The sequence below is a fragment of the Streptococcus sp. HMSC065C01 genome (genome assembly GCF_001813525.1).
GTDB classification, from domain to species: domain Bacteria; phylum Bacillota; class Bacilli; order Lactobacillales; family Streptococcaceae; genus Streptococcus; species Streptococcus parasanguinis_V.
The window spans coordinates 1-21238 of the sequence record NZ_KV812830.1 but is presented as its reverse complement, the minus strand read 5'-3'; the positions used below and the strand labels follow the sequence as shown (position 1 = coordinate 21238).

The 21238-nt window shown below is 42.7% G+C and carries 27 protein-coding genes; 4 read left to right on the top strand and 23 right to left on the bottom strand.

Going from position 1 to position 21238, the window contains the following annotated elements; translation table 11 throughout:
• Positions 1-13: 13 nt before the first annotated feature.
• From HMPREF2918_RS01080 to HMPREF2918_RS01025, 12 genes are all read right to left on the bottom strand, one after another.
• On the bottom strand, positions 14-730 hold the full coding sequence (locus tag HMPREF2918_RS01080) for a YebC/PmpR family DNA-binding transcriptional regulator (protein ID WP_003005873.1): 717 nt from the start codon (positions 728-730) through the stop codon (positions 14-16).
• Positions 731-904: 174 nt separating this feature from the next.
• A complete protein-coding gene (locus HMPREF2918_RS01075; protein ID WP_006595728.1) occupies positions 905-1159 on the bottom strand; it encodes a Txe/YoeB family addiction module toxin in 255 nt (84 codons plus the stop codon).
• Positions 1160-1162: 3 nt separating this feature from the next.
• On the bottom strand, positions 1163-1417 hold the full coding sequence (locus tag HMPREF2918_RS01070; protein ID WP_003014291.1) for a type II toxin-antitoxin system Phd/YefM family antitoxin: 255 nt from the start codon (positions 1415-1417) through the stop codon (positions 1163-1165).
• Positions 1418-1797: 380 nt separating this feature from the next.
• Complete coding sequence (locus HMPREF2918_RS01065; protein ID WP_070594368.1) at positions 1798-2892, bottom strand: nucleotidyltransferase; 1095 nt, start codon at positions 2890-2892, stop codon at positions 1798-1800.
• Positions 2893-2898: 6 nt separating this feature from the next.
• A complete protein-coding gene (locus HMPREF2918_RS01060) occupies positions 2899-3639 on the bottom strand; it encodes a class I SAM-dependent DNA methyltransferase (RefSeq protein WP_305366770.1) in 741 nt (246 codons plus the stop codon).
• Positions 3640-3961: 322 nt separating this feature from the next.
• Positions 3962-4315 carry a ribosome silencing factor gene (rsfS, locus tag HMPREF2918_RS01055; RefSeq protein WP_049472980.1) on the bottom strand — a complete coding sequence of 118 codons (354 nt, stop codon included), beginning with the start codon at positions 4313-4315 and terminating at the stop codon, positions 3962-3964.
• Between the two features lie 14 nt (positions 4316-4329).
• Complete coding sequence (locus HMPREF2918_RS01050) at positions 4330-4830, bottom strand: cysteine hydrolase family protein (RefSeq protein ID WP_070594366.1); 501 nt, start codon at positions 4828-4830, stop codon at positions 4330-4332.
• Positions 4831-5427, bottom strand: a complete 597-nt coding sequence (gene yqeK / locus HMPREF2918_RS01045; protein WP_070594365.1) for a bis(5'-nucleosyl)-tetraphosphatase (symmetrical) YqeK — start codon at positions 5425-5427, stop codon at positions 4831-4833.
• On the bottom strand, positions 5424-6056 hold the full coding sequence (locus tag HMPREF2918_RS01040) for a nicotinate-nucleotide adenylyltransferase (protein WP_003012335.1): 633 nt from the start codon (positions 6054-6056) through the stop codon (positions 5424-5426). Before HMPREF2918_RS01040 ends, yqeK begins: the two co-directional genes overlap by 4 nt.
• Positions 6057-6077: 21 nt before the next feature.
• The gene (yhbY, locus tag HMPREF2918_RS01035; protein WP_006595720.1) at positions 6078-6389 is read right to left on the bottom strand and encodes a ribosome assembly RNA-binding protein YhbY; all 312 of its coding nucleotides are present in this window, start codon (positions 6387-6389) and stop codon (positions 6078-6080) included.
• Between the two features lie 219 nt (positions 6390-6608).
• Positions 6609-7715 carry a ribosome biogenesis GTPase YqeH gene (gene yqeH / locus HMPREF2918_RS01030; protein WP_070594364.1) on the bottom strand — a complete coding sequence of 369 codons (1107 nt, stop codon included), beginning with the start codon at positions 7713-7715 and terminating at the stop codon, positions 6609-6611.
• Between the two features lie 2 nt (positions 7716-7717).
• Positions 7718-8245, bottom strand: a complete 528-nt coding sequence (locus HMPREF2918_RS01025) for a YqeG family HAD IIIA-type phosphatase (RefSeq protein WP_045759146.1) — start codon at positions 8243-8245, stop codon at positions 7718-7720.
• 182 nt (positions 8246-8427) lie between these two features.
• On the opposite strand from HMPREF2918_RS01025, the gene HMPREF2918_RS01020 reads away from it, so the two are divergent.
• Positions 8428-9042 carry a TVP38/TMEM64 family protein gene (locus HMPREF2918_RS01020; protein WP_009732361.1) on the top strand — a complete coding sequence of 205 codons (615 nt, stop codon included), beginning with the start codon at positions 8428-8430 and terminating at the stop codon, positions 9040-9042.
• A 131-nt stretch (positions 9043-9173) separates the two neighbouring features.
• Here the strand turns inward: HMPREF2918_RS01020 and HMPREF2918_RS01015 are convergent, their stop codons facing one another.
• The 11 genes from HMPREF2918_RS01015 to rlmD form a co-directional block, all read right to left on the bottom strand.
• Positions 9174-9929, bottom strand: coding sequence for a protein NO VEIN domain-containing protein (locus HMPREF2918_RS01015; protein WP_070594363.1), 756 nt, complete (start codon positions 9927-9929; stop codon positions 9174-9176).
• Positions 9930-9999: 70 nt separating this feature from the next.
• Entirely contained in the window at positions 10000-12651 is a 2652-nt protein-coding gene (locus HMPREF2918_RS01010; RefSeq protein WP_070594362.1) for a valine--tRNA ligase, read from the bottom strand.
• Positions 12644-13222 carry an AAA family ATPase gene (locus HMPREF2918_RS01005; RefSeq protein WP_070594361.1) on the bottom strand — a complete coding sequence of 193 codons (579 nt, stop codon included), beginning with the start codon at positions 13220-13222 and terminating at the stop codon, positions 12644-12646. Before HMPREF2918_RS01005 ends, HMPREF2918_RS01010 begins: the two co-directional genes overlap by 8 nt.
• Positions 13222-13782, bottom strand: coding sequence for a GNAT family N-acetyltransferase (locus HMPREF2918_RS01000; RefSeq protein WP_070594360.1), 561 nt, complete (start codon positions 13780-13782; stop codon positions 13222-13224). Before HMPREF2918_RS01000 ends, HMPREF2918_RS01005 begins: the two co-directional genes overlap by 1 nt.
• Complete coding sequence (locus HMPREF2918_RS00995) at positions 13760-14347, bottom strand: flavin reductase family protein (protein ID WP_070594359.1); 588 nt, start codon at positions 14345-14347, stop codon at positions 13760-13762. The genes HMPREF2918_RS01000 and HMPREF2918_RS00995 overlap by 23 nt, the downstream gene beginning before the upstream one ends.
• Positions 14348-14677: 330 nt before the next feature.
• Positions 14678-15025 (bottom strand): helix-hairpin-helix domain-containing protein, encoded by a 348-nt coding sequence (locus HMPREF2918_RS00990; RefSeq protein ID WP_070594358.1) that lies wholly within the window; start codon positions 15023-15025, stop codon positions 14678-14680.
• 180 nt (positions 15026-15205) lie between these two features.
• Positions 15206-15460, bottom strand: a complete 255-nt coding sequence (locus HMPREF2918_RS00985) for a DUF1912 family protein (protein WP_070594357.1) — start codon at positions 15458-15460, stop codon at positions 15206-15208.
• 2 nt (positions 15461-15462) lie between these two features.
• Positions 15463-16809, bottom strand: coding sequence for a DUF438 domain-containing protein (locus tag HMPREF2918_RS00980; RefSeq protein WP_070594356.1), 1347 nt, complete (start codon positions 16807-16809; stop codon positions 15463-15465).
• On the bottom strand, positions 16809-17042 hold the full coding sequence (locus tag HMPREF2918_RS00975; protein WP_070594355.1) for a DUF1858 domain-containing protein: 234 nt from the start codon (positions 17040-17042) through the stop codon (positions 16809-16811). The genes HMPREF2918_RS00980 and HMPREF2918_RS00975 overlap by 1 nt, the downstream gene beginning before the upstream one ends.
• Before the next feature lie 13 nt (positions 17043-17055).
• Complete coding sequence (locus HMPREF2918_RS00970) at positions 17056-17499, bottom strand: cytidine deaminase family protein (RefSeq protein ID WP_049483453.1); 444 nt, start codon at positions 17497-17499, stop codon at positions 17056-17058.
• Between the two features lie 7 nt (positions 17500-17506).
• Positions 17507-18859 (bottom strand): 23S rRNA (uracil(1939)-C(5))-methyltransferase RlmD, encoded by a 1353-nt coding sequence (gene rlmD / locus HMPREF2918_RS00965; protein ID WP_070594354.1) that lies wholly within the window; start codon positions 18857-18859, stop codon positions 17507-17509.
• A gap of 55 nt (positions 18860-18914) precedes the next feature.
• On the opposite strand from rlmD, the gene HMPREF2918_RS00960 reads away from it, so the two are divergent.
• The 3 genes from HMPREF2918_RS00960 (at position 18915) to HMPREF2918_RS00950 (ending at position 21127) form a co-directional block, all read left to right on the top strand.
• On the top strand, positions 18915-19691 hold the full coding sequence (locus HMPREF2918_RS00960; RefSeq protein WP_049498318.1) for an aminoglycoside 3'-phosphotransferase: 777 nt from the start codon (positions 18915-18917) through the stop codon (positions 19689-19691).
• Between the two features lie 10 nt (positions 19692-19701).
• A complete protein-coding gene (gene recX, locus HMPREF2918_RS00955; protein ID WP_070594353.1) occupies positions 19702-20484 on the top strand; it encodes a recombination regulator RecX in 783 nt (260 codons plus the stop codon).
• 109 nt (positions 20485-20593) lie between these two features.
• Positions 20594-21127 carry a nucleoside tri-diphosphate phosphatase gene (locus HMPREF2918_RS00950; RefSeq protein WP_013903172.1) on the top strand — a complete coding sequence of 178 codons (534 nt, stop codon included), beginning with the start codon at positions 20594-20596 and terminating at the stop codon, positions 21125-21127.
• The last annotated feature ends 111 nt before the right edge of the window (positions 21128-21238 follow it).

Genomic DNA, 21238 nt, shown 5'->3' with positions numbered 1-21238 from the left:
TCCTTACGAGTGATTAGAATCCATCTACGTTGGTGTAGATTTTTTGTACGTCCTCGTCGTCTTCAAGAACGCTGTAAAGTTTTTCAAATGTTTCCAAATCTTCACCTGACAACTCAACTTCTGATTGAGGAATCATTTCCAATTCTGTTACTTGGAATTCTTCGACACCTGATTCACGCAAAGCAACGATTGCTTTGTGAAGATCAGTTGGAGCAGTGTAGACTGTGATCGTTCCTTCTTCTGCTTCGACATCATCTACATCCACATCTGCTTCAAGCAAAAGCTCAAAGATGGCATCGGCATCATCACCAGCAAAGACGATAACTCCCTTGTTGTCAAAGAGGTAAGATACAGAACCGGAAGCTCCCATGTTCCCACCGTTTTTACCAAAAGCAGCACGGACATTGGCAGCTGTACGGTTAACGTTTGAAGTCAAAGTATCAACGATCAACATCGAACCATTTGGTCCAAATCCTTCGTAACGTCCTTCTGTAAAGGTTTCGTCAGTGTTTCCTTTTGCCTTATCGATCGCTTTATCAATCACGTGTTTTGGCACTTGCGCTTGTTTCGCACGGTCAATAACGAATCTCAAAGCAGTATTTAGTTCTGGATCTGGTTCACCCTTTTTAGCAGCTACATAGATCTCCACACCAAATTTAGCATACACTTTTGAGTTGGCACCATCTTTGGCAGTTTTCTTGGCAACAATATTGGCCCATTTACGTCCCATGAGGATTCTCCTTAAATTTTTTCAAATTATTTTCAATCTTTAACATTATATCACAAATCATCGAAGTTAGACTAGATTTTTCTATTTTTAGTGAGGGGATTCTATAGGAATTTTCTTCGAGTTCTGAATTTTAAATAGCTATCCTAACTATCAAAAAGCTCCTCTTTTAAAGACTTAATAATGATCTTTAAAAGAGAGGAAAGCGACACCTGACTCATCTAGCATATAAATCAGGCGATTCTCTGCATCAATCCGTCTTGACCATGCTCCTTGAAAGTCATATTTCAAGGGCTCAGGCTTACCAATCCCAGCAAATGGGTCCCTTTGGATCTCTTTGATAAGGCTATTGATTCGCTTCAGTGTTTTTTTGTCCTGACTTTGCCAGTAACAATAATCCTTCCAGGCATCTTCTGTAAACTTGAGTAACATCTGTTACCCCTCAATCTCATGGAGTTGAACCTGGCCAGCTCGGACTTCTGCCATGCCCCGCAAGACCTTATCTGACAATTCCTTATTCTGAGCTAGTCTCAGGGTTTCTTGTAGGCTGTCCCACTCGCTCTTAGAGATGACCACAATATCTTCATCAGGATTCTTATTCACGACCGTCAAAGGCTCAAACTCATCATTCACCTTCTTCATATAATCCTTCAAATGATTGCGGAATGTTGAATAAACGACTGCTTCCATGACCATACCTCATTCTACCTCTTTTCTTTTATTATACATGAAAAAGAAAAACTTGTCAGGAACTTGTACAAGTTTTTCCTTCTCTACCTAATTATTCGTAAAAAGTTTCTAAAATTGGTAAAAAAAAAAGATGAGTCTGGGACAAAAGTCCTAGCCTCTCAATTATTTTTGGATTGTCGAGCAAGACGCAGTGGTTAAGTGGGCTCTACTACGCTGATTTCATCAGCTTTTAAAGCCCTACTCAACTGTGCGGAGGTGGGACGACGAAATCGAATTCTATCGAATTACCGATTTCTGTCCCACTCTCAAACACTGTTTCCGTATATCATAAACTTCTTGCCTTACGTGAATGTGGGCAGAGAAAATTTATGTCAGACACTTTATTCTTCCACTCTCACGGGCACCCGCCCCCAGATCTGTTCTGGCAATTGGGGATGCCCTAGTTGATACACCTGATCCGCTTGTTGGGTCAAACTGTCCCAAGGTTCCTTACCGATTCGGGTCACGATTTCTACTGATTTTTTCAAGCCTTTGAGGTGGACTTGTCCCTTTGCGGAAAATCCTAAGACATGAATGACATCGGGAAGAGCTTGATCCATCGCCCCTACCAAGATATAGTTCAAGATGCGGCGGACACGTGCTTTGGTATAGCGCTTGGTTGCGACTTTCTCCACCAGGTCTTCCACAGAGTTAGCACTTCGAATCGCATCCTTTATCCGATGGGCCAGTTCTTCATTGACTTGAAAAATCTGTGTCAGATCCGGATGGGTTAGGATTTGATAACGGAGCAGTTGGTCATAATCCTCCCAAGATACCTGTGGAGCCGACTGAAAGAGTTGGCTATTGGGCATGAATCTAGCGACAAAGTCCTGATCTTCCTTGTGTATGCGTAGACTAGTTGCAGAAGCATAGGCCACTTCTTTTTCTTCTGAATGGTAACCTGCACCTTGTCGTTGGATAGCCTTAAGCGCAATCCCCTTCCCAGCACAAGCCTTGGCATAAGCCAGCCCCAGAATATGATTGGGAGTATCTCCTGTGAACTCCACTCCAGCAAAGGTTTCCCACATTTTTTGGGTCTTTTGTGGATAGGATAAATCATCCGGAAGGCTTCGCAAGAAAGCTTCCATTTCCGTTTCTTTCTCCGAATAAACAGTCGCAATTGCTTGGTAATCTAAGACCTCTTCTGTCCCAAAAGTCAATTGGTCGATTCCCAGACGGGACAAGATTTCTACCGCTCCCTTGGCAAAATGATCAGCCGACTGAACAGCCACGAGAAAGGGGAGCTCGATCACCAGGTCCGCTCCATTTTCCAGAGCCATCTGCGCACGTATCCACTTGTCTACAATGGCAGGCTCGCCACGTTGAACAAAATTTCCGGACATGGCCACAATCTTCAGCCCGTCTGCCTGTTTCAACAGGTACTTGTGACCATTGTGAAAGGGATTAAATTCTGCAATAATACCTGTAACTGTCATGCTGTCCTACTTCTGTGCTACAAAAAACCAACGTTTGCTGGTCTTTGTTGGCTCTTTGTCTTCAAAGTCTGCATACAATTTGAAAGATTTAAAGCCAGCCTGCTCCAATAAGATGTCATAGGTTAAAACTTCATAAGTGCGTTCCTCATGAACTTCATCGTGACGACTAAAGCTGCCATCCTCTTCTTGGACAAAGAAGGTCAGCTCATGAACGATCGAGTGGGGGGCTTCATCCTCATAGGTATCCCAGAGCATGGCAAAGTCTTCGGCATTTTCGTGGTAAGAATAGCCCGGAAACACCTCATCCGTCTGGTAGGTTGAGTGGACATCAAAGATAAAAACCCCATCTTCATTAAGGGCATTGTAGACTTCTTTGAAGACATCCCCTACGTCCACCTCGTCCTGCATATAGCAGATAGAATCGGAGTAGCAGGTCACGAAATCATAAGTTCCTGCTTGCGACAGGTCTAGCATATTGCCCTCGATAAAATCAATCTTCTGCTTGGCTGAAGCAGCTCTTTTTTCAGCAATTTTCAGCATGTCCGCACTCAGGTCTAATCCTGTCACATCAAAACCAGCTTGGGAAAAGCGGACAGACTGGATCCCTGTCCCACAAGCCAATTCCAGTAATTTTTTCTTATCTTTTGTCTTTGGGAGATGCCGGAGGGAAAAATCCGTCCATAAGTCATACAGACTATCATCCATGACCGCATCGTAGACCGCCGCAAACGTTTCATAAGTCGCCATATTCATGATACCAAGTCCGCCCGTAATCCGATAGAAAATTAGGAGCACGACGATGGAGCTAAGCTCCAAGGAGAGCTATCTATTTTCCGAGGATTACAGGACGGGTTCAAATCCTTTCTAAGATACAAAGAGCCTTAAAAGCATAGAGAAAATAGGAAACTTTCTGCCGTATCGTCAGATACAAAGGAAGTTCCTCTTTTTCTCACAGCTTTTAGCTCGTGTTCAATTATCAAATTAACCAAACACGAGGCCCCATCCTTTCTTTCCATAGAATTTCAATTTAACCAACAAAACTCAGTTGCTACCAACTGAGTTTACCTGCTTATGCTAGGGCTGCTGAAAGATCGACAGCACTTGCTTCGTGCCATAGCTTTTCTAGGTTATAGTGGGCACGCATTTCTTCTGAGAAGACATGGACCACTACGCCACCTAAGTCAAGAAGGACCCAACCTCCAGCTGAATCACCTTCGACGTGGCTGGCATTCCCACCAGCTTCAATGACCTTCTCGCGAATATTTTCAGCGATAGCCTCCAACTGACGGCTGTTCATAGAGCTTGCGATGACAAAGTAGTCTGTCACGCTGGTCAAGCTTTGAACATCCAAAGCGACAATGTCTTCTGCACGCTTTTCATCTGCTGCTTTGACAACTAGTTCAAGTAGTTCTTTTTCTTTCATGTAATTCTCTTTCCTTAAAAAATTGATTTGTAATCTAAGACATCCGCAAAACGTTCTGCCCAAATATTTTCATAAAATTCATTAAGCGTTTCTGCCGGAATATCCTCTCCATCAAAGGTTGTGACAGCTCCTTCTGGAATGACCAGCTTGTAGCCGTATTCAAACCCCACTTTGACGGATGTATCGACACAATATTCTGTCTGCATGCCACATAGGACCAGTTGTTCAATCCCTTGTTGATCCAAATATTCTTTTAATCCTGTCTCTTTAAACATGCTATTATATCGCTTCTGAAATACCTTTTCATTCGCCTGTCTCTTCAACAGAGGCGATAATTGCCAATCTTCCGAGGTTAAAGCCTCTGGCGTTTCAATATGCTGCATGTAGATGATTTCAATCTGCTGTTTTCTTGCCTGATCTTGCAAATAAGCAATCTTCTCTAAGAGCTTATCTGTCTCAAAACCTGTCTCCACTAAGATATTTTGTACATCAATAATGATAAAAGCTGTCTTCACTCACTGCTCCTCTTTCAAATACTTCACAAAGGCGTTATAGGTTTCAAGGGTTTGGGGATAAATGGGCAATCCTTGGTGGGCCAGGTGTTCGACTGTGCGAGCCGTCTCATAGGCCACGGCACGATCCAAAGAGACTTGAGCGATGTCACGTGCTTGATCTACCCCTGGGAAGGACCTGTTGTGCTCAATGTAATCTGCCACATAGACAATCTTGTCTAAGGTTGACATCTGTCCACTCCCCACAGTGTGAATCTCAATACTGCGAAGAATGGCTGGATCTGTCAGTCCGAGGTCTTCTTGGATCTTGTAAATCCCAACCATCCCATGCCAGACATTATTGCCCCAGTTTTTTAACGCTGGATCTAGCTCATAGCGATCGATCAAGTCCAGAAATTCCTGATCTGATAATTTCTTGGCGTAGTCATGTAACAAACCTGCTAGGCCAGCCTGCTCTTCGTCAGCCCCATAGCGTTTGGCCAAGTCACGCGCAGCCTTCTCAACCCCTAAACAGTGGGTTAACCGCTTTTCTGGCAGGATTTGGTGCATTTTTTCAAGCAAGACCTCACGAGAAAAGCCTAGATAGTTTTCATAGGTCATTGATACAATCCTTCTTTCTTGATGTAGTCTAAGACTGGTTTTGGCAACATAAAATTCGGCGTCCGACCCTTGGCTACAAAATCACGCACCATACTAGAAGAGATGTCCATGAGAGGAACATCCACCCAGATCACCGGATAAGAAGTCCCTGCCTTATAGCGTGGTCGCTGGACCCCGACAAATTGCACAATCTCCACCAATTCATCGATGCGGTGCCATTTTGGTAAATAATCCACCATATCTGCACCAATGATGAAGTAATAATCTGTGTCTGGATCCCGTTCATTGAGCAAGAGCATGGTGTCGTAGGTATAAGAAATCCCTTTCCGCTCGAGTTCAATCGTCTCGATCTCCAGACCTTCAATGCCTTCAATGGCTAATTCCAGCATCTTAAGGCGATGGTGCTCTGCAATCGTCCCCTTGGCATCGACATGCGGTGGCTCATACTCAGGCATCAAGAGCACCTTATCTAACCCTAATTGTTGGCGCACTTGATCCGCAACGACCAAATGGGCATTGTGGACCGGATTAAAATTTCCACCCAAAATACCAACTTGTTTGCGTTTCTTGTCTTTGATCTCTGGCTCTAACTCTACCTTGGTAAAGGGAGTCAATAGTTCAATTGCCATAGGTTTGCTCTCCTCAATATCTTAGATTTCTTTTACTTTGACTGAAATCTTCCGGTTTTCTTTTTTGCTTGATTGTTTATACAAGATGAGAATCCGACCAATTTTTTGAACCGTATCCACACCGATTTCTTCTTCCAAGATTTCCGCTACTTCATGGATATTCTCGTCCGTATTTTGAAGGAGGGTCACCTTGATCAGTTCGCGAGCGTCTAGCGCTTGACGAACACTAGTTTTGATTTGGTCATTGAGCCCATTTTTCCCAATTTGGATAATCGGTTTGAGGCTGTGGGCTTGGCTATTGAGGAAAGCCCGTTGTTTGGATGTTAATGTCATATTTTTTTCATTGTTTCTTTTTTGATACTTTTCTGATGTGGTGGCGGTCGTCAGCGACCTCCTAGCGGAGTTCCATGACTTAAATTTGAGCCTAAAGTCTCAAATTTTCCGCGCCTAAGTAGTAAAATATCTACTTAGGCTTTCACCACAGCGAAAAGTATCCTTTCTAGGCTCGTTGCACTCGCCCAGTCTACAAAGAAACTATTTCCTTTCAAATTTTTAAATAATAGCTTTGCGGGTAACGACGGCAACGCCTTCTGGTGCCCAGACGGCTACTTTGGCTTCACCATTGACGCGGATCCAACCGAGTCCTGAGATAACGAGGTCAGTCTTGTCCTTGATGGTAAACTCATGGGAAATCAAAGGCGGGAATTCTTCTTTTTCCTTGCTGTTAGGAGGGGTTAGTAAGCCACCGACATGCTTGTCATAAAAAGCGGTCGCGCATTCTAGCTTGGTTCGGTGAAGCTTGAGTTCGTTGTCAAAGAAGGCAGTGAACCCTTGCTTTTCTCCCTTGATAAAGTCAAAACGTCCTAGACCACCCAAGAAAAGGGTTTGCTCTGGATTGAGCTGGTAAGTCTTGGGTTTGATTTCCTTTTTAGGGCTGACATACTTGAGGTTTTTCGCCGTCAAGTAATGAGCCATCTGGTGGCGATGGATAATCCCTGGCGTATCGTAGATGTAGGATCCATCGTCCAATGGAATTTCGATCTTATCCAGTGTCGTCCCTGGGAAGCGAGAGGTCGTGATGATATCCTTATCCCCAGTGATTTCTTGGATAATTGCATTGATGAGGGTCGATTTCCCTACGTTGGTCACACCCACCACATAGACGTCACGGCCTTTGCGGTACTGCTCAATCTTTTCCATCAAGTCCTTGATCGCGCTCTTGTTTTGGGCAGAGGTGAGGACCACATCAACAGGACGCATGCCTTCTTCGTGGGCTCGCTCCATCAACCAGTGGGTCACCTTGCTATCCTTGACAGACTTGGGCAAGATGTCTTTTTTGTTTCCGACCAAGAGGACATCATTTCCTGCTACAAAACGGGGCAAGCCAGGAATGACGGATCCATTAAAGTCAAAAATATCGACTACATTGACCACAAGAGCATCACTATCTCCTACCTCGTGTAGCAATTTCAGGAAATCATCATCTGTCAGATGCACATCTGTGATTTCATTGTAGTGACGAAGACGGAAACAGCGTTGACAATAGACTTCGCCTGTTTCCAAGCCCTTTTCAAGAGCTGATTGGGGAGTATAGCCTAGCCCCTCTTTGTTTTCTGTCTGAATGGGTGCTCCACAGCCAATACAGAATAATTCTTCCATTCTTAAATTCCTTTTTTGTATACAATCGGACCATATTTTTCGGCCATTTGCTTCATAACTCGGCGTTCACGCGCCCGGTTGATCTGCGTCTTGATGGAGTCATGCTCAACCAAAGGCTTGACCAAAATCGAACGAATGCCTGCACGATGAGCAGCCCGAATATCGGTCATCAATTGATCACCTACCATGACCACTTCATTTTTCTCATAGTGGAAACGTTTGAGGGCACGATCAATCCCAAAGGTAAAGGGCTTGAGTGACCAAGCTTCATAGTCAATATCAAATTTCTCAACAGCGCGCTTGACCCGTTTGGGACTATTATTAGACACCACAATAACCCGAATCCCTCCATCACGAAGGTCATGCAACCACTGGCGCATCTCCGGAGTTCCATCCGGATTGTTCCAAGCAATCAAGGTGTTATCCAAATCCACAAGGACCGCCTTGATCCCCTGTTTTTTCAAGTCTGCTACGGTGAGATCATAGGCTGCTTCCACCGCAAAATCTGGTTTGTAATTTTCGATTGACACGTTTTTCTCCATTTTTTATACTCCTTTCATTGTAGCATAAAAAGGCCCATTTTGCACCCGCTTCACGACTAAAACAGCGACAGACTCCGATCAGGTCGCTTTCACTACTCAAAAAATAGACAAAATCCTTACAAAGTTCCAAAAACATGGTATAGTAGAAGAAAAAGAACTCGGAATTTTTTATGAAACAAACAAGCTTAAAAGAGGTCTCTCCTCTTCTCCAGCGCATCATTAATTGGTCGTCCATCATTGGAGCTCTTGGGACCTTGGCCTTTTGTATCTGGGCCTACTTTGCTGGCATCCTTCAATCCAAGGAAACTCTGTCTGCCTTTATTTTGCAAGCAGGTATTTTTGGACCACCTCTCTTTATCTTTCTTCAGATCCTTCAGACAGTGGTCCCTATTATTCCCGGCGCCCTGACATCTGTAGCAGGTGTCTTCATCTACGGTCACATCATTGGGACCATTTACAATTACATCGGCATCGTGATTGGCTGTGCCATTATTTTCCACCTTGCGAGAATGTACGGGCCTAAGTTCGTCCAATCCATGGTCAGTCAGAAGACCTACGACAAGTACATTGGCTGGCTCAATGAAGGCAAGCGGTTCGATCGCTTCTTTATCTTCATGATGATCTGGCCGGTTAGTCCCGCCGACTTCATCTGTATGCTAGCAGGTCTGACCAATATGACCTTCAAACGCTACATGACCATCATCATCCTCTGTAAACCCATCACCCTCGTCATCTACACCTACGGCCTGACCTATATCATCGATTATTTCTGGAAAATGGTTTAAAACATGACACCACCTCCTTAATTGACTAGGAGGTGGTGTTTTTGGTCAATATGAAAAGATTTTTATACGCCATTTAGTCTAAAATAAGCTTTTGCCAGTCGACGTGATATTAATAAACACCGCACTATTTATTAATATAAATCTTCCAAACTTCTATATTCAACGACTTCATTCTTAATAACATTTTTTTCAAATTCAAAATGGTTAAGTGGGTTATCAATCAATACCAATTTTGGAATATCGTCGAGATTGGTGACTAGAGACAGAATAAAATCTGATTGATATTCCTTAGCTTTCTCAAATTCTTTGGCGGTCAACCGAATACGTCCTTTAGGTTTTCGAATACCTTTCACTTCAGCAAGGTATGAATGTTCTTGAACATCTACTTGGAAATCATATCCATCACCATAAAGACGGGCATCGGTCAATTGGCCACCTTGAAATTTTTCTTCCTTATCAAAATGGTGTATGAAATAGTTCTCTGCTTCCATTCCCGTTTCTTGTAGGCGTTTGAATTTCGTCCGAACAATTGGCTTTTCAATGATGGTTATACCTGTTTTCTTCCCTTCGCTTGCAAGCAGCATTTTGACTATTTCTGCAAAACTGTGAACATCCTCATTTCCAAACATCGTGTCAATTAAATCTTTTCGAAAACGGTAGATTTCAGCTTTTTGCCACCAACCTTTTCGATTGTTATCAAAATAGGGGTCGAATAAATCCATTCTATTTTTGACGACACCAGTTGTTTCTGCAACGCCTAAAGAAACTATGTAACGATAAAACTCGGATTTACTAGAGCATTGAAATTCCTTTATAAAAGTATCATCAAACTTAGCAAGACCATAGCCAATTAAGTTTAACAATTCATAGTGAGGGTGTTTAGACATAACTTTCTCCATCAATAGATATTGATTTCATTATACCAAAAAAACACGGCATACCGCCGTGTTTCTGTGTTTATTTCACGAGTTTCTTCATCTCATCAATACGCGCAACGGTCGCGTCGTATTTCGCTTGGTAGTCGGCTTGTTTGTCGCGTTCTTTTTGGACAACTTCTGGTTTGGCATTGGCTACGAAGCGTTCGTTAGAGAGTTTCTTGCCAACCATATCCAGTTCTTTTTGCCATTTGGCTAATTCTTTTTCAAGACGAGCCAATTCTTCTTCGACATTGAGAAGGTCAGCAAGTGGCAAGTAGATTTCTGCACCTGTGATGATGCTTGACATAACCAAGTCAGGTACTTCGACATCTGCTGCAATTTCCAAGTGTTCTGGATTTGTGAAGCGTTTGATGTAGTTAACGTTGTCATTGAAGAAGGCATCGAGCTTGCTGTCGCTTGTCTTAATCAAGATAGTGATTGGCTTACTTGGAGCTACATTCACTTCTGCACGTGAGTTACGAACAGAGCGAATCACATCTTTAAGAGCTTCTACACCAGCTGCTGCTTCTTCGTTTTCAAACTCTGGACGAACCACTGGGTATTCCGCAGTCACGATCGTTCCTTCAGAGATTTGGCCGTAGATTTCCTCAGTTACGAATGGCATGATTGGGTGAAGGAGACGCAAGATTTGATCCAAGGTGTAAAGAAGGACAGAACGAGTGATGACTTTTTCGTCCTCGTTATCGCTGTATAGCACTTCCTTAGTCAACTCAACATACCAGTCCGCAAACTCGTCCCAGATGAAGTTGTAGAGGATATGACCAGCCACACCGAATTCAAACTTATCAAAGTTTTCAGTGACCTTACCGATCGTTTCATTGAGGTTGTGGAGAATCCAACGATCTGTTACGTTACCTGCTTGGCCAGCAGCCACTTTAGCCACATTTTCACGGGCCACATCCAGGGTCAAACCTTCATTGTTCATGAGGATATAGCGAGAGATATTCCAAATCTTGTTAATGAAGTTCCATGACGCATCCATTTTCTCGTAAGAGAAACGCACGTCTTGACCTGGTGCAGAACCGTTTGAAAGGAACCAACGAAGGGCATCAGCACCATATTTCTCGATGACATCCATTGGGTCAATACCGTTACCGAGTGACTTAGACATCTTACGTCCTTGCTCGTCACGAATGAGACCGTGGATAAGGACATTTTGGAATGGCTGACGACCAGTGAATTCCAATGATTGGAAAATCATACGAGACACCCAGAAGAAGATGATATCGTAACCTGTTACCAAGGTTGAAGTTGGGAAGTAACGTTTGAAGTCTTCTGAGTCGACATCCGGCCAGCCCATAGTTGAGAATGGCCAAAGGGCTGAACTAAACCAAGTATCCAAGACATCTTCGTCTTGTTTCCATCCGTCACCTTCTGGCGCTTCTTCGCCAACGTACATTTCACCCTCAGCATTGTACCAAGCAGGGATTTGGTGACCCCACCAGAGCTGACGAGAGATCACCCAGTCATGGACATTTTCCATCCACTGAAGGAAGGTGTCGTTGAAACGAGGTGGGTAGAATTCTACCTTATCGTCTGTGTCTTGGTTAGCAATAGCATTTTTCGCCAATTGATCCATCTTCACGAACCATTGCGTAGACAAACGTGGCTCAACCATAACCCCTGTACGCTCTGAGTGACCAACTGAGTGGGTCATCTTCTCAATCTTAACAAGGGCACCAATTTCTTCTAACTTCTTGATAACAGCCTTACGTGCTTCAAAGCGGTCCATGCCGTTGAATTCACCAGCCAATTCATTCATGGTACCATCATCGTTCATAACGTTGACTTGCGGAAGATTATGACGTTGACCAACCAAGAAGTCATTAGGATCATGGGCAGGAGTGATCTTCACCACACCAGTACCAAATTCAGGGTCTGCGTGTTCGTCCCCTACGATTGGGATTGGCTTGTTCAAGATTGGCAAGATAACATTTTTACCAATCAAGTCTTTATAACGGTCGTCATTTGGGTTAACCGCTACAGCAGTATCCCCAAACATGGTTTCAGGACGTGTTGTTGCTACTTCAAGGGCACGTGAACCGTCTTCCAACATGTAGTTCATGTGGTAGAAGGCTCCTTCGACATCCTTGTGAATCACCTCGATATCAGAAAGGGCTGTACGAGCTTTTGGATCCCAGTTGATGATAAATTCACCACGGTAGATCCAGCCCTTCTTGTAGAGCTCTACAAAGACCTTACGAACGGCTTTTGACAACCCTTCATCAAGGGTGAAACGCTCACGAGAATAGTCTACAGAGAGCCCCATCTTGCCCCATTGTTCCTTGATAGTCGTCGCATATTCGTCTTTCCATTCCCAGACTTTCTCAAGGAATTTTTCACGGCCCAGGTCATAACGAGAGATGCCATCTTCAGCCAAACGCGCTTCTACTTTAGCTTGAGTGGCAATCCCAGCATGGTCCATACCAGGAAGCCAAAGCGTGTCGAAACCTTGCATCCGTTTTTGACGGATGATGATATCTTGCAAAGTAGTATCCCAAGCGTGACCAAGGTGAAGCTTACCAGTTACGTTTGGCGGTGGAATAACGATTGAGTAAGGCTTAGCCTTTTTATCGCCTGAAGGCTTGAAAACATCCTCATCAAGCCATTTTTGGTAACGACCAGCCTCAACCTCGGCTGGATTATATTTAGGTGAAAGTTCTTTAGACATGTGTGTGTCCTTTCTCTATTGTTTTCATTTTTTCTTGAATCTGCTTTGCAACTTCTTCTGCGGACAGATTCGTATTATCAATTTTAAGGTAGTGGTAAAGACCACTCGGTTGCTTTTGGGAATTAAGTTGATCCGTTTTATCAGTCTCTAAAATCTCTCTTTCAGATACCTCAACATACCGTTTCAAGGGTTTGTATTTCAACCGATTCTCTGTCCGATTTCGACGTAATCGCTCCTCCAGAGACGTTTCTAATTCAACAAAAAGAATCTGCTGATGATACTCATTTAACAAATCTTGAATGTCCTTCAAATACATCAAATGGTATTGATTTGAAAAATCAGTTACGCCTGTTAAAATCACCGACCGATGATGCCTGGCGCTTGTTCCAAGAAAAGAAAAGTTAACGCTACGAACAAATTCCCACATTTCTTCCGTAAAATCCTGATAGATTTCGAGTGCGAAATCAATTGGTTGATGGTTGAAAAAGAGAGTCGCACCGGTGAGTTTCGAAAGTTCCTGACCAATGGTCATTTTCCCTGAAGCTGGAGCTCCAATGATGAAAATATGCATCAATCCACCTCCCACTCACTCTTCAGCAAGCCATATCTCAAATCATCACAGCGATTGCCTTGGGCATCTTTTCGATCCCTTATGCGAGCTTCAAGGGTAAAACCAAGTTTCTCAGCGACTCGTTGACTTTGAAGGTTGTAGCCAAAGCAAGACAATTCTATCTTATGAAGCCCCAGTTCTTTAAAAGCTAAATCAATCAAAGCACGCGCTGCTTCAGGCACATAGCCTCGCCCCCAATAATCTGGGTGCAAGGTGTAGCCAATCTCCAGTACATCGTCTTCGTAGCGACGGGGAAAATCGACTGAGCCTATGATTTTATCGGTCCCCTTGACCACGATTCCATAGCCTGCTGGGAGATTGTCTTTTTGATTGCGCTCGGGAAGGATATGTTCTAGGTAATAAATCTCATCTTTCAAGGTCTTGACAGGTGGAAAACCTGCTGGGTAAGAGACTTCTGGACGACTGGCATAGTCAAAGATATCCTCTACATCCGCCACTGTTCGGACTCGCAGGACCAGTCGCTCTGTTTCGATTCGTTCAGGTAATGTTGCTCTTGTCATTCTTCTTTCTCGCTTTCTTGATAAAGCTTCCCATGGAGTCGACTCGGTCATCCAGATAACGATAAACGCGCTGATGACCATCCCCCATAAAGTAAGTTGGGGCAAAGCAGTCATTTTTAAAATGGCCCTTGTCATCTACCAAATCAGAATCAGCAAGTCGATCAAGAATCTTGGCAAAGATATGGCAGATGCCATCTTCCTCGATAATCCGATCTACCTGACAGTCCAATACGACTGGACAAGCCTCCAAAATCGGTGCCTGGGTCCGTTCAGAAATCTCGTAGTCAAGCCCCAGGTGTTTCAACTTTTCCCGATGGCTGATAAAGCCAGCCTGCTCCATCTCAAGCATGAGATGTTCAGTAGGAATGTTCACAGTAAACTGTCGATAATGCTTAATCTGGTCAGCCGCATTTTCCTCAGCACCAACACCGATGACCAGCCAATCTCCCAAGCTATAAGAGGAGCTACAGGTCGTGATATTGTGCCCAAAGTTCTGGTCCTGGTAGCCTAAGATGAAAATCGGAAAGCCATAGTAGAGTTTACTAGTGTTAAAAGATTGTTTCATGACAAGCTCCTTCAGCTAGGGTTGAAAAAGAAAAATCGCCCCTGCCATCAATCTGACAGGGACGAATGTGTTTATCCGCGGTACCACCCAATTTCGGGCAGAGCCCGCATCTTTAATCTTATTATTTCTCTTTTATGACGTCGTTAACTCGTCCCAAAAGGAAGCAAAAAGACCAGTTCAATATTTCATTTTCATCCATTAGCAACCAGTTTTGACACATTTGTGGACTTCTCAGCTCCGCCACTTTCTGTAAAATGTGGGATTCAAAACACCTCTAATAGGTTCATTTTATCAAGATCTCCTGGAAATAGCAAGAAATCACAAAAGCGATTATTTAAATTTAACGCCTAGTTCTTTCAATTTCTTGATTGTAGCTGGGCCGATTCCTTTGAGGGCCAACAACTCTTTTTCTGTCCAGTTTGCGAAGTCCGCAACAGAGCGAATACCTTCATCATAGAATGTTTGCGCACGATCAAGTGCCACACCTTCCAAACTTGAAGCAAACTCTTCCACTGAAGAAGCCGCTTGTTTCACTTCTTTCGCTACTGCTTTTGTAGCTTTCTCAACTTTTTTAGGTGCTTCTTTCACAGCTGCAGTTACAGTTGCGGCAGCTTTTTTCAAAAGATGTCTATTTTGATGTTTGTATTGTTTCGCACGGTTTACGTTCTTCTTTGCCATTTTTCCTCCTAAATTCAGTGATCAATTCCTAAGGCAACAAGGTTTCATCACCATCATTCCATTCAATAATCCGTTGATGTCATTTCAACTTTTTTATTGTATCACAATCCCTTAAAAAATCAAGTCATTGCTCAATTTTCAGGTAAATCCAGCCAGTAAAACTCCTTCAATAAGACCATTTTAATATTTTCTTTTACCAAAGAGGCCATCTGGTAAATCATGAAATCCTTTTCCAGCATGGAAATTTTCAAACTTCCCTTGCAAGAACTGATAGGCATCCAAACGGCTTTCATAGCGAATCATCGCGATTTTAGCTCGTTCATCCTGGTCTTCATCAAAAACCTTCTTACTCTCTTCTAGAGCCATTTCATTGATCATGACCTGGGTCTTGATCCACTCCTCAAACTCCTTCATAAACTCTGTTTCGTAGCTCATTCTTACTCCATTCCTCTGTAAAAATCCGTATCGATTTCCCGATAGGGTTGGATATCTTGAACATATTCCAAGACACCTTGAAATTCTCCAGCTTCATCATGCACTGCTGCATAGGTGACATGGACAAATTTCCCACGTGATTCGGATTTGAACCACATTTCATACTTGTCTTTTTTTCCTTCACGAAGCCCCAGCATGATCGCTTTGACCTTTTCCAAGTATTTTGGCGGGTGACACAGCTCGACATTGCGTCCTACCTGCGATGGTGTCCGTTTGAAGATCATTTCCTCAAAAGGCGCAGCATCATTGTAATATTGGAAAATATCATCCTTATTGACAAAGGTGATCTCCATCGGCAGATGGTTCAAGATCAAATTCGCTTGCTCGACTGACAAATAGCCATTACCAAATGGTTGAGCTTGCTTGCGATCGAAACTCTCTTCTTTTTTCTTAGGCGTGAAGGTAATGGTCAACTGCCCATCAGGAGTCTCAATAACCTGACGGTGCTCGTTTCCATTTGAAGAAGGAAGGACTTCACCTAAATCTTCAGTCTCTGTTGCTCCTTCTTCCTTGAAGTCCACGCGTTTTGGCACCCACTTTTCACTTGGGAGAATAATGGCATAACCATACGCATCACTTTCTTCTGCAATGGAGAGCCAATCATCCTGGGTAAAGGACTCTAGCAAAATCATCAAAAGAATCGATTCTTCCTTGAAGATCATTCCCTCAAACTCTTGCGCAAAGGCTTCAAAGCGTTCTTTGACTTCTACGATAGCAGAATTTGGAAGTTCCTTGGCCGCGTCCATAGCTTTCGCAAAGAGTTCCCGAATCTGGTCATCCACCCCCCACATCACTTTTGGTGGAGAATCATGCCCATAACGCTCCATAATGGGGAACATCAGTTCTTCCTTCCGACGATAATGCCGATCAAATTGACCCACCAAGCCAAGCTGACGCAAGAGGCCTTTGTGAATCTCCTGGATCATCTCAGGATCCTCTGTCGTCTCATAATTATCCAGCAAACGGCGGACCCGCATCATAGCTGCACGAAGGGCCAGGTTCTCCTGCTTAAAGATCTGAACCGGATGGCCTGGATGGTCAGTATCTGCCACTTCGACCCCTTGAACAGCATTCTTAAAGAGATTGGCATGGACGTCACAAAGCTCCATAACATCTTCAAACGTCACACCTGCATCTGAATTCATCAGCTCATGCTCCATGAGAGAGATCTCAATCGCAGAAACTCCCGCAAAGGTCGCATCAAATCGTTCTTGGACCGACTCAGGAGATGCTCCATGATGCAGATCTAATAAGATGTCTCTCAAGACATGAATTCGTTCATCGCTCATTAGTCTAACCCCACTACTTCATAGCCATTAGCTTCTAGTGTTCGCACAATTCTCTCCATGGGGGTGCCTTCTAATTTTGATCCTTGTTTCAAAGAAACCTTGCGCCCAACTGTATTGCGCATGATGGGGTTGGCTAAAGGTTTAAAGCCCAATTCCACCAACAAGTCCAATACTTCCGGATGTTGATCAATGACTTGAGCCACTGGAATCGATACATCAATAACATTGTCCATTTATTTATTTCCTCTACTTATTCCCTTTATTCTCTCTCTGACGAGCTCGTTCCTCGCCCCACCAAAGAGGCATCAGTTCACCTAAAGTAATGCTCTTACGACTTGCATAATCTACCATAAATTCTAGATGACGATTCTCTGCATCTAGCTCAAGGAGAAATTCACGGCAGGCCCCACAAGGCATCCCTGAACCTTCTCCATAAGGAGGCTTGTCTCGAAAAGCAATAATGCGCTTGACCTTGGTCTGGCCCGATTGTTGATACATGTTGAAAAGGGCCGCTCGTTCGGCACATAAATGAAAGACGCCGCAGGTTCCTTCCATACAAAAGCCCGTAAAAATCTGACCATCTTCAGCCTCCACAGCAGCGACTACATGCCGAGCATAGACAAAATCTGAAACCTCTTGAGGCGCATAGAGAGCTTTCGCCTCATGATAAAGTTTTTCCCAAATATCCATTCTTCTTTCACTTCTTCACTAATTTTACAACTGCTTCCGTCCGTGCTGTATGGGGAAACATATCCACTGATTGAATGTACTCAACCCGATAAACCTTTGTCAAAGCTACCAAATCCCTTGCCAAAGTAGAGACATTGCAAGAGACATAGACCATCTTTTCAGGTGCATAGTGCAACAAGGTCTCGATTAATTTTGTACCCAAGCCCGTACGAGGTGGATCCACGATCACAGCATTGGCCCGATAGCCTTCTTGGTACCAGCGAGGAATGATCTCTTCTGCTGTACCAGCCTCATAGTGGGTATTCTCAAATCCCATCCGTTTAGCATTGTATTTGGCATCTTCAATCGCTTCAGGAATAATATCCATCCCCCGAACACTTTTGACCCTATTCGCAAAAGCAAACCCAATCGTTCCAACCCCACAGTAGGCATCTATCAAGTGATCCCCTGGGGAAACATCTAGAGCCTTAACCGCCTCACTATACAACACCTCAGTCTGCTCTGGATTCAGTTGATAAAAGGCACGAGGAGAGAGGGAGAATTCATAATCCAAAACGCCTTCAAGAATAGCCTCTTCACCCCAAATAATCTGTGTTTGTTCGCCATAGATTTCACTGGAGCGAGACGTATTTTTATTAACAGCAACGGTGACAATCTCAGGGTGTTTCTTAACCAAGTCTTCCACTAAATCCTTTAAATTAATCTGCCGACTGGTGACCACAATTATCTGAACCTGACCAGACTTCCGAGCTCGTCGAACCATCATAGTTCTGACACCCAGTTCTTTACGCTCATCAGCAATTGGAATCTGATAGTAAGTCAATAAATCCGCAAAATCATTGGCAATCGCTTGAATAACCTGATCTTGAACCAAACAATCTTTTAATTCTACCAAATAATGTGAATTTTGAGCATAGAGACCCGCCTTGACCTGGCCTTTAAATTTCCTTGTTTGAAATTGCAATTTGGCCCGATAGTAAAGAGGCTCCTGCATTCCGATTGTTGGCCGAATGTCATACTGTTCAAAGCCTTCAGGTGAGAACTTTTTCAAGGCTTGTTGCAATAAATCTGTTTTAAACTCCAGCTGCTTGTCATACTTCAAATGCATGATTTGACAGCCCCCACAGGTCTCATAGATATCACACATGGGTGTCACCCGATACTTAGACGCTTTATTCACAGATAAGAGTTTGGCTTCCGCAAAATTTTTCTTGACACTTGTAATTTGGCAGAAGATATCTTCACCCTTGAGGGCTCCTGGAACAAAAACAAGGGTTTTCTGGAAAAATCCGATACCTTCCCCGTTTATCCCCATACGCTTGATTTTTAATGGAATTTTTTGTTTGACTTTAAGACTCATAAGTCTATTATACCACGTAGTTTCTCAATGGTTAAGAATATGTTACAATAAAACCATGAATACAAAGACATCTCATTTCTCCCCATTGGATTTTCCTGAGCAATTACGAACTTATATAGAGGGAGCAACTCTTTCTGATAGCTCTTCTCATTCAGGCGCAAGGGTTCTCTATCTTGATTCAGGTTACTACTTGAAAATAGATCAAAAGGGAAGATTAGAGCGAGAAGCTAGCATTGCAAGGTGGTTTGAAACCAAAGGACTGGGAACTCCAGTTATCGAATATCTATCTAAAGATAAAGACTACCTCCTGACTAAAGAGGCTATTGGCCATGATGCTCTCGCTTTTTTAGACCAGCCAGAAAAAATCTGCCGTACCATGGCAGAGGCTCTTAAAAAGCTTCACAGCTTAAATCCGAAAAATTTTCCATCAGATAATCATTTACAAGCCTATAAAGAAAGAGCCTTGAAAAACTATGAAAAAGGTGAGTTCTATGCCAAGGCGCTCCTACCCCAATTCCAAATCAACAGTCGCGAAGAGGCCTTCCAACTCATCCAAGAACATGGGCACCTTTTAAAGACAGATGCCTTTATTCACGGGGATGCCTGTCTACCGAACTTTATTCTAAAAGATGCTGACCAATTCTCTTGCTTTATTGATCTTGGTTTGGCTGATTTCAGTGACCGGCATATCGACCTCTTTTGGGCAGTTTGGTCCCTCAACTATAACCTACAAGATCCTAAATACGCTGAACTATTTCTTGACTATTATGGAAGAGATCAGGTCGATATACATAAACTTCGACTCGTTGCTGCCTTTGAAGCGTTTGGATAAAAGAAAAAATATGAAAATTACAAAACTAGAAAAGAAAAAAAGACTCTACCTTCTTGAATTAGACAATGATCAAAAACTTTACATCACAGAAGATACCATCGTCAAATATTTTCTTTCCAAAGAGAAAGAAATCAGTGAAGAAGAGCTAAAAGAAATCCAAGAGTTTGCACAATACTCCTATGGTAAAAACCTGGCCCTTTACCATCTTTCCTTTAAAGCTCGAACAACAAAAGAAGTCCGAGACTACCTTACAAAATATGAGATTGATAGTGGCATTATTGATAAAGTGGTCCAACACCTAAAAGAAGAAAAGTGGTTAGATGATCGTCAATATGCCAGAAACCTGATAGAGGCCAACCTCCTCAGTGGCGATAAAGGCCCTGTCTTATTACAACAAAAAATTCAACAAAAAGGGGTCCCAAAATCTATCCTTCAAGAAATTCTTGCTGACTATGATTTTACAGAAGTTATTAGCCGTACCGCAATAAAACTCCAAAAGAAATACCAAGGAAAATACCCATTAAAAGCCATTGAAACGAAAATCATCCAAGGACTCATTTCAAAAGGTTTTGCATACAACCAAGCAAAGATTGCATTCCAAAATCTTGAACTAGAAGCAGATGAAGAAACAACCAATGAGCTCATCCTAAAAGAATTAGAAAAACAATACCGTAAATACAGTAAAAAATATGAAGGCTATGACCTAAAACAACGTTTAACCCAAGCATTAGCCAGAAAAGGGTACGATTATAGTGATATAACATCAGCCATTAGAGAATTTTTAGATTCATAAATTCCCATTCAAAAATCAAATTGAAAATAAAATAGAAAAATAAGAAAAAAATTAAAAAAATATGTTACAATATAGAGGATATACTTAGATTGTAGAAAGTTGGTAAGTTATGAAACTACCTAAAGAAGGCGACTTTATTACAATTCAAAGTTATAAACATGATGGCAGTTTACACCGTACCTGGCGTGACACCATGGTATTAAAGATAACCGAAAATGCAATTATTGGAGTAAATGATCATACACTTGTTACAGAAAGTGATGGCAGACGTTGGATCACTCGTGAACCAGCAATTGTTTATTTCCATAAAAAATATTGGTTTAACATCATCGCCATGATCCGTGACAATGGTGTGTCTTACTACTGTAACCTAGCAAGTCCTTTTCACATCGACCAAGAGGCCTTAAAATATATCGACTATGATCTCGATGTCAAGGTCTTTACAAATGGTGAAAAGAAATTGTTAGATGTTGAAGAATATGAGCAACATAAAGAAAAAATGCACTATTCAGATGACATTGACTATATTTTAAAAGAAAATGTAAAAGTACTAGTAGATTGGATAAACCAAAACAAAGGTCCTTTTTCAGAGGAATATATCAAAATATGGTATAACCGTTATGTTGAACTGCGAAATAAATAAAGTTGGAAAGAGCGCAAGCTCTTTTTTCTTGTAAATTATAAAAAAAATCTAATGACATCATTAGACTCTTTTAATATACTATCGGGAAGACAGGATTCGAACCTGCGACAC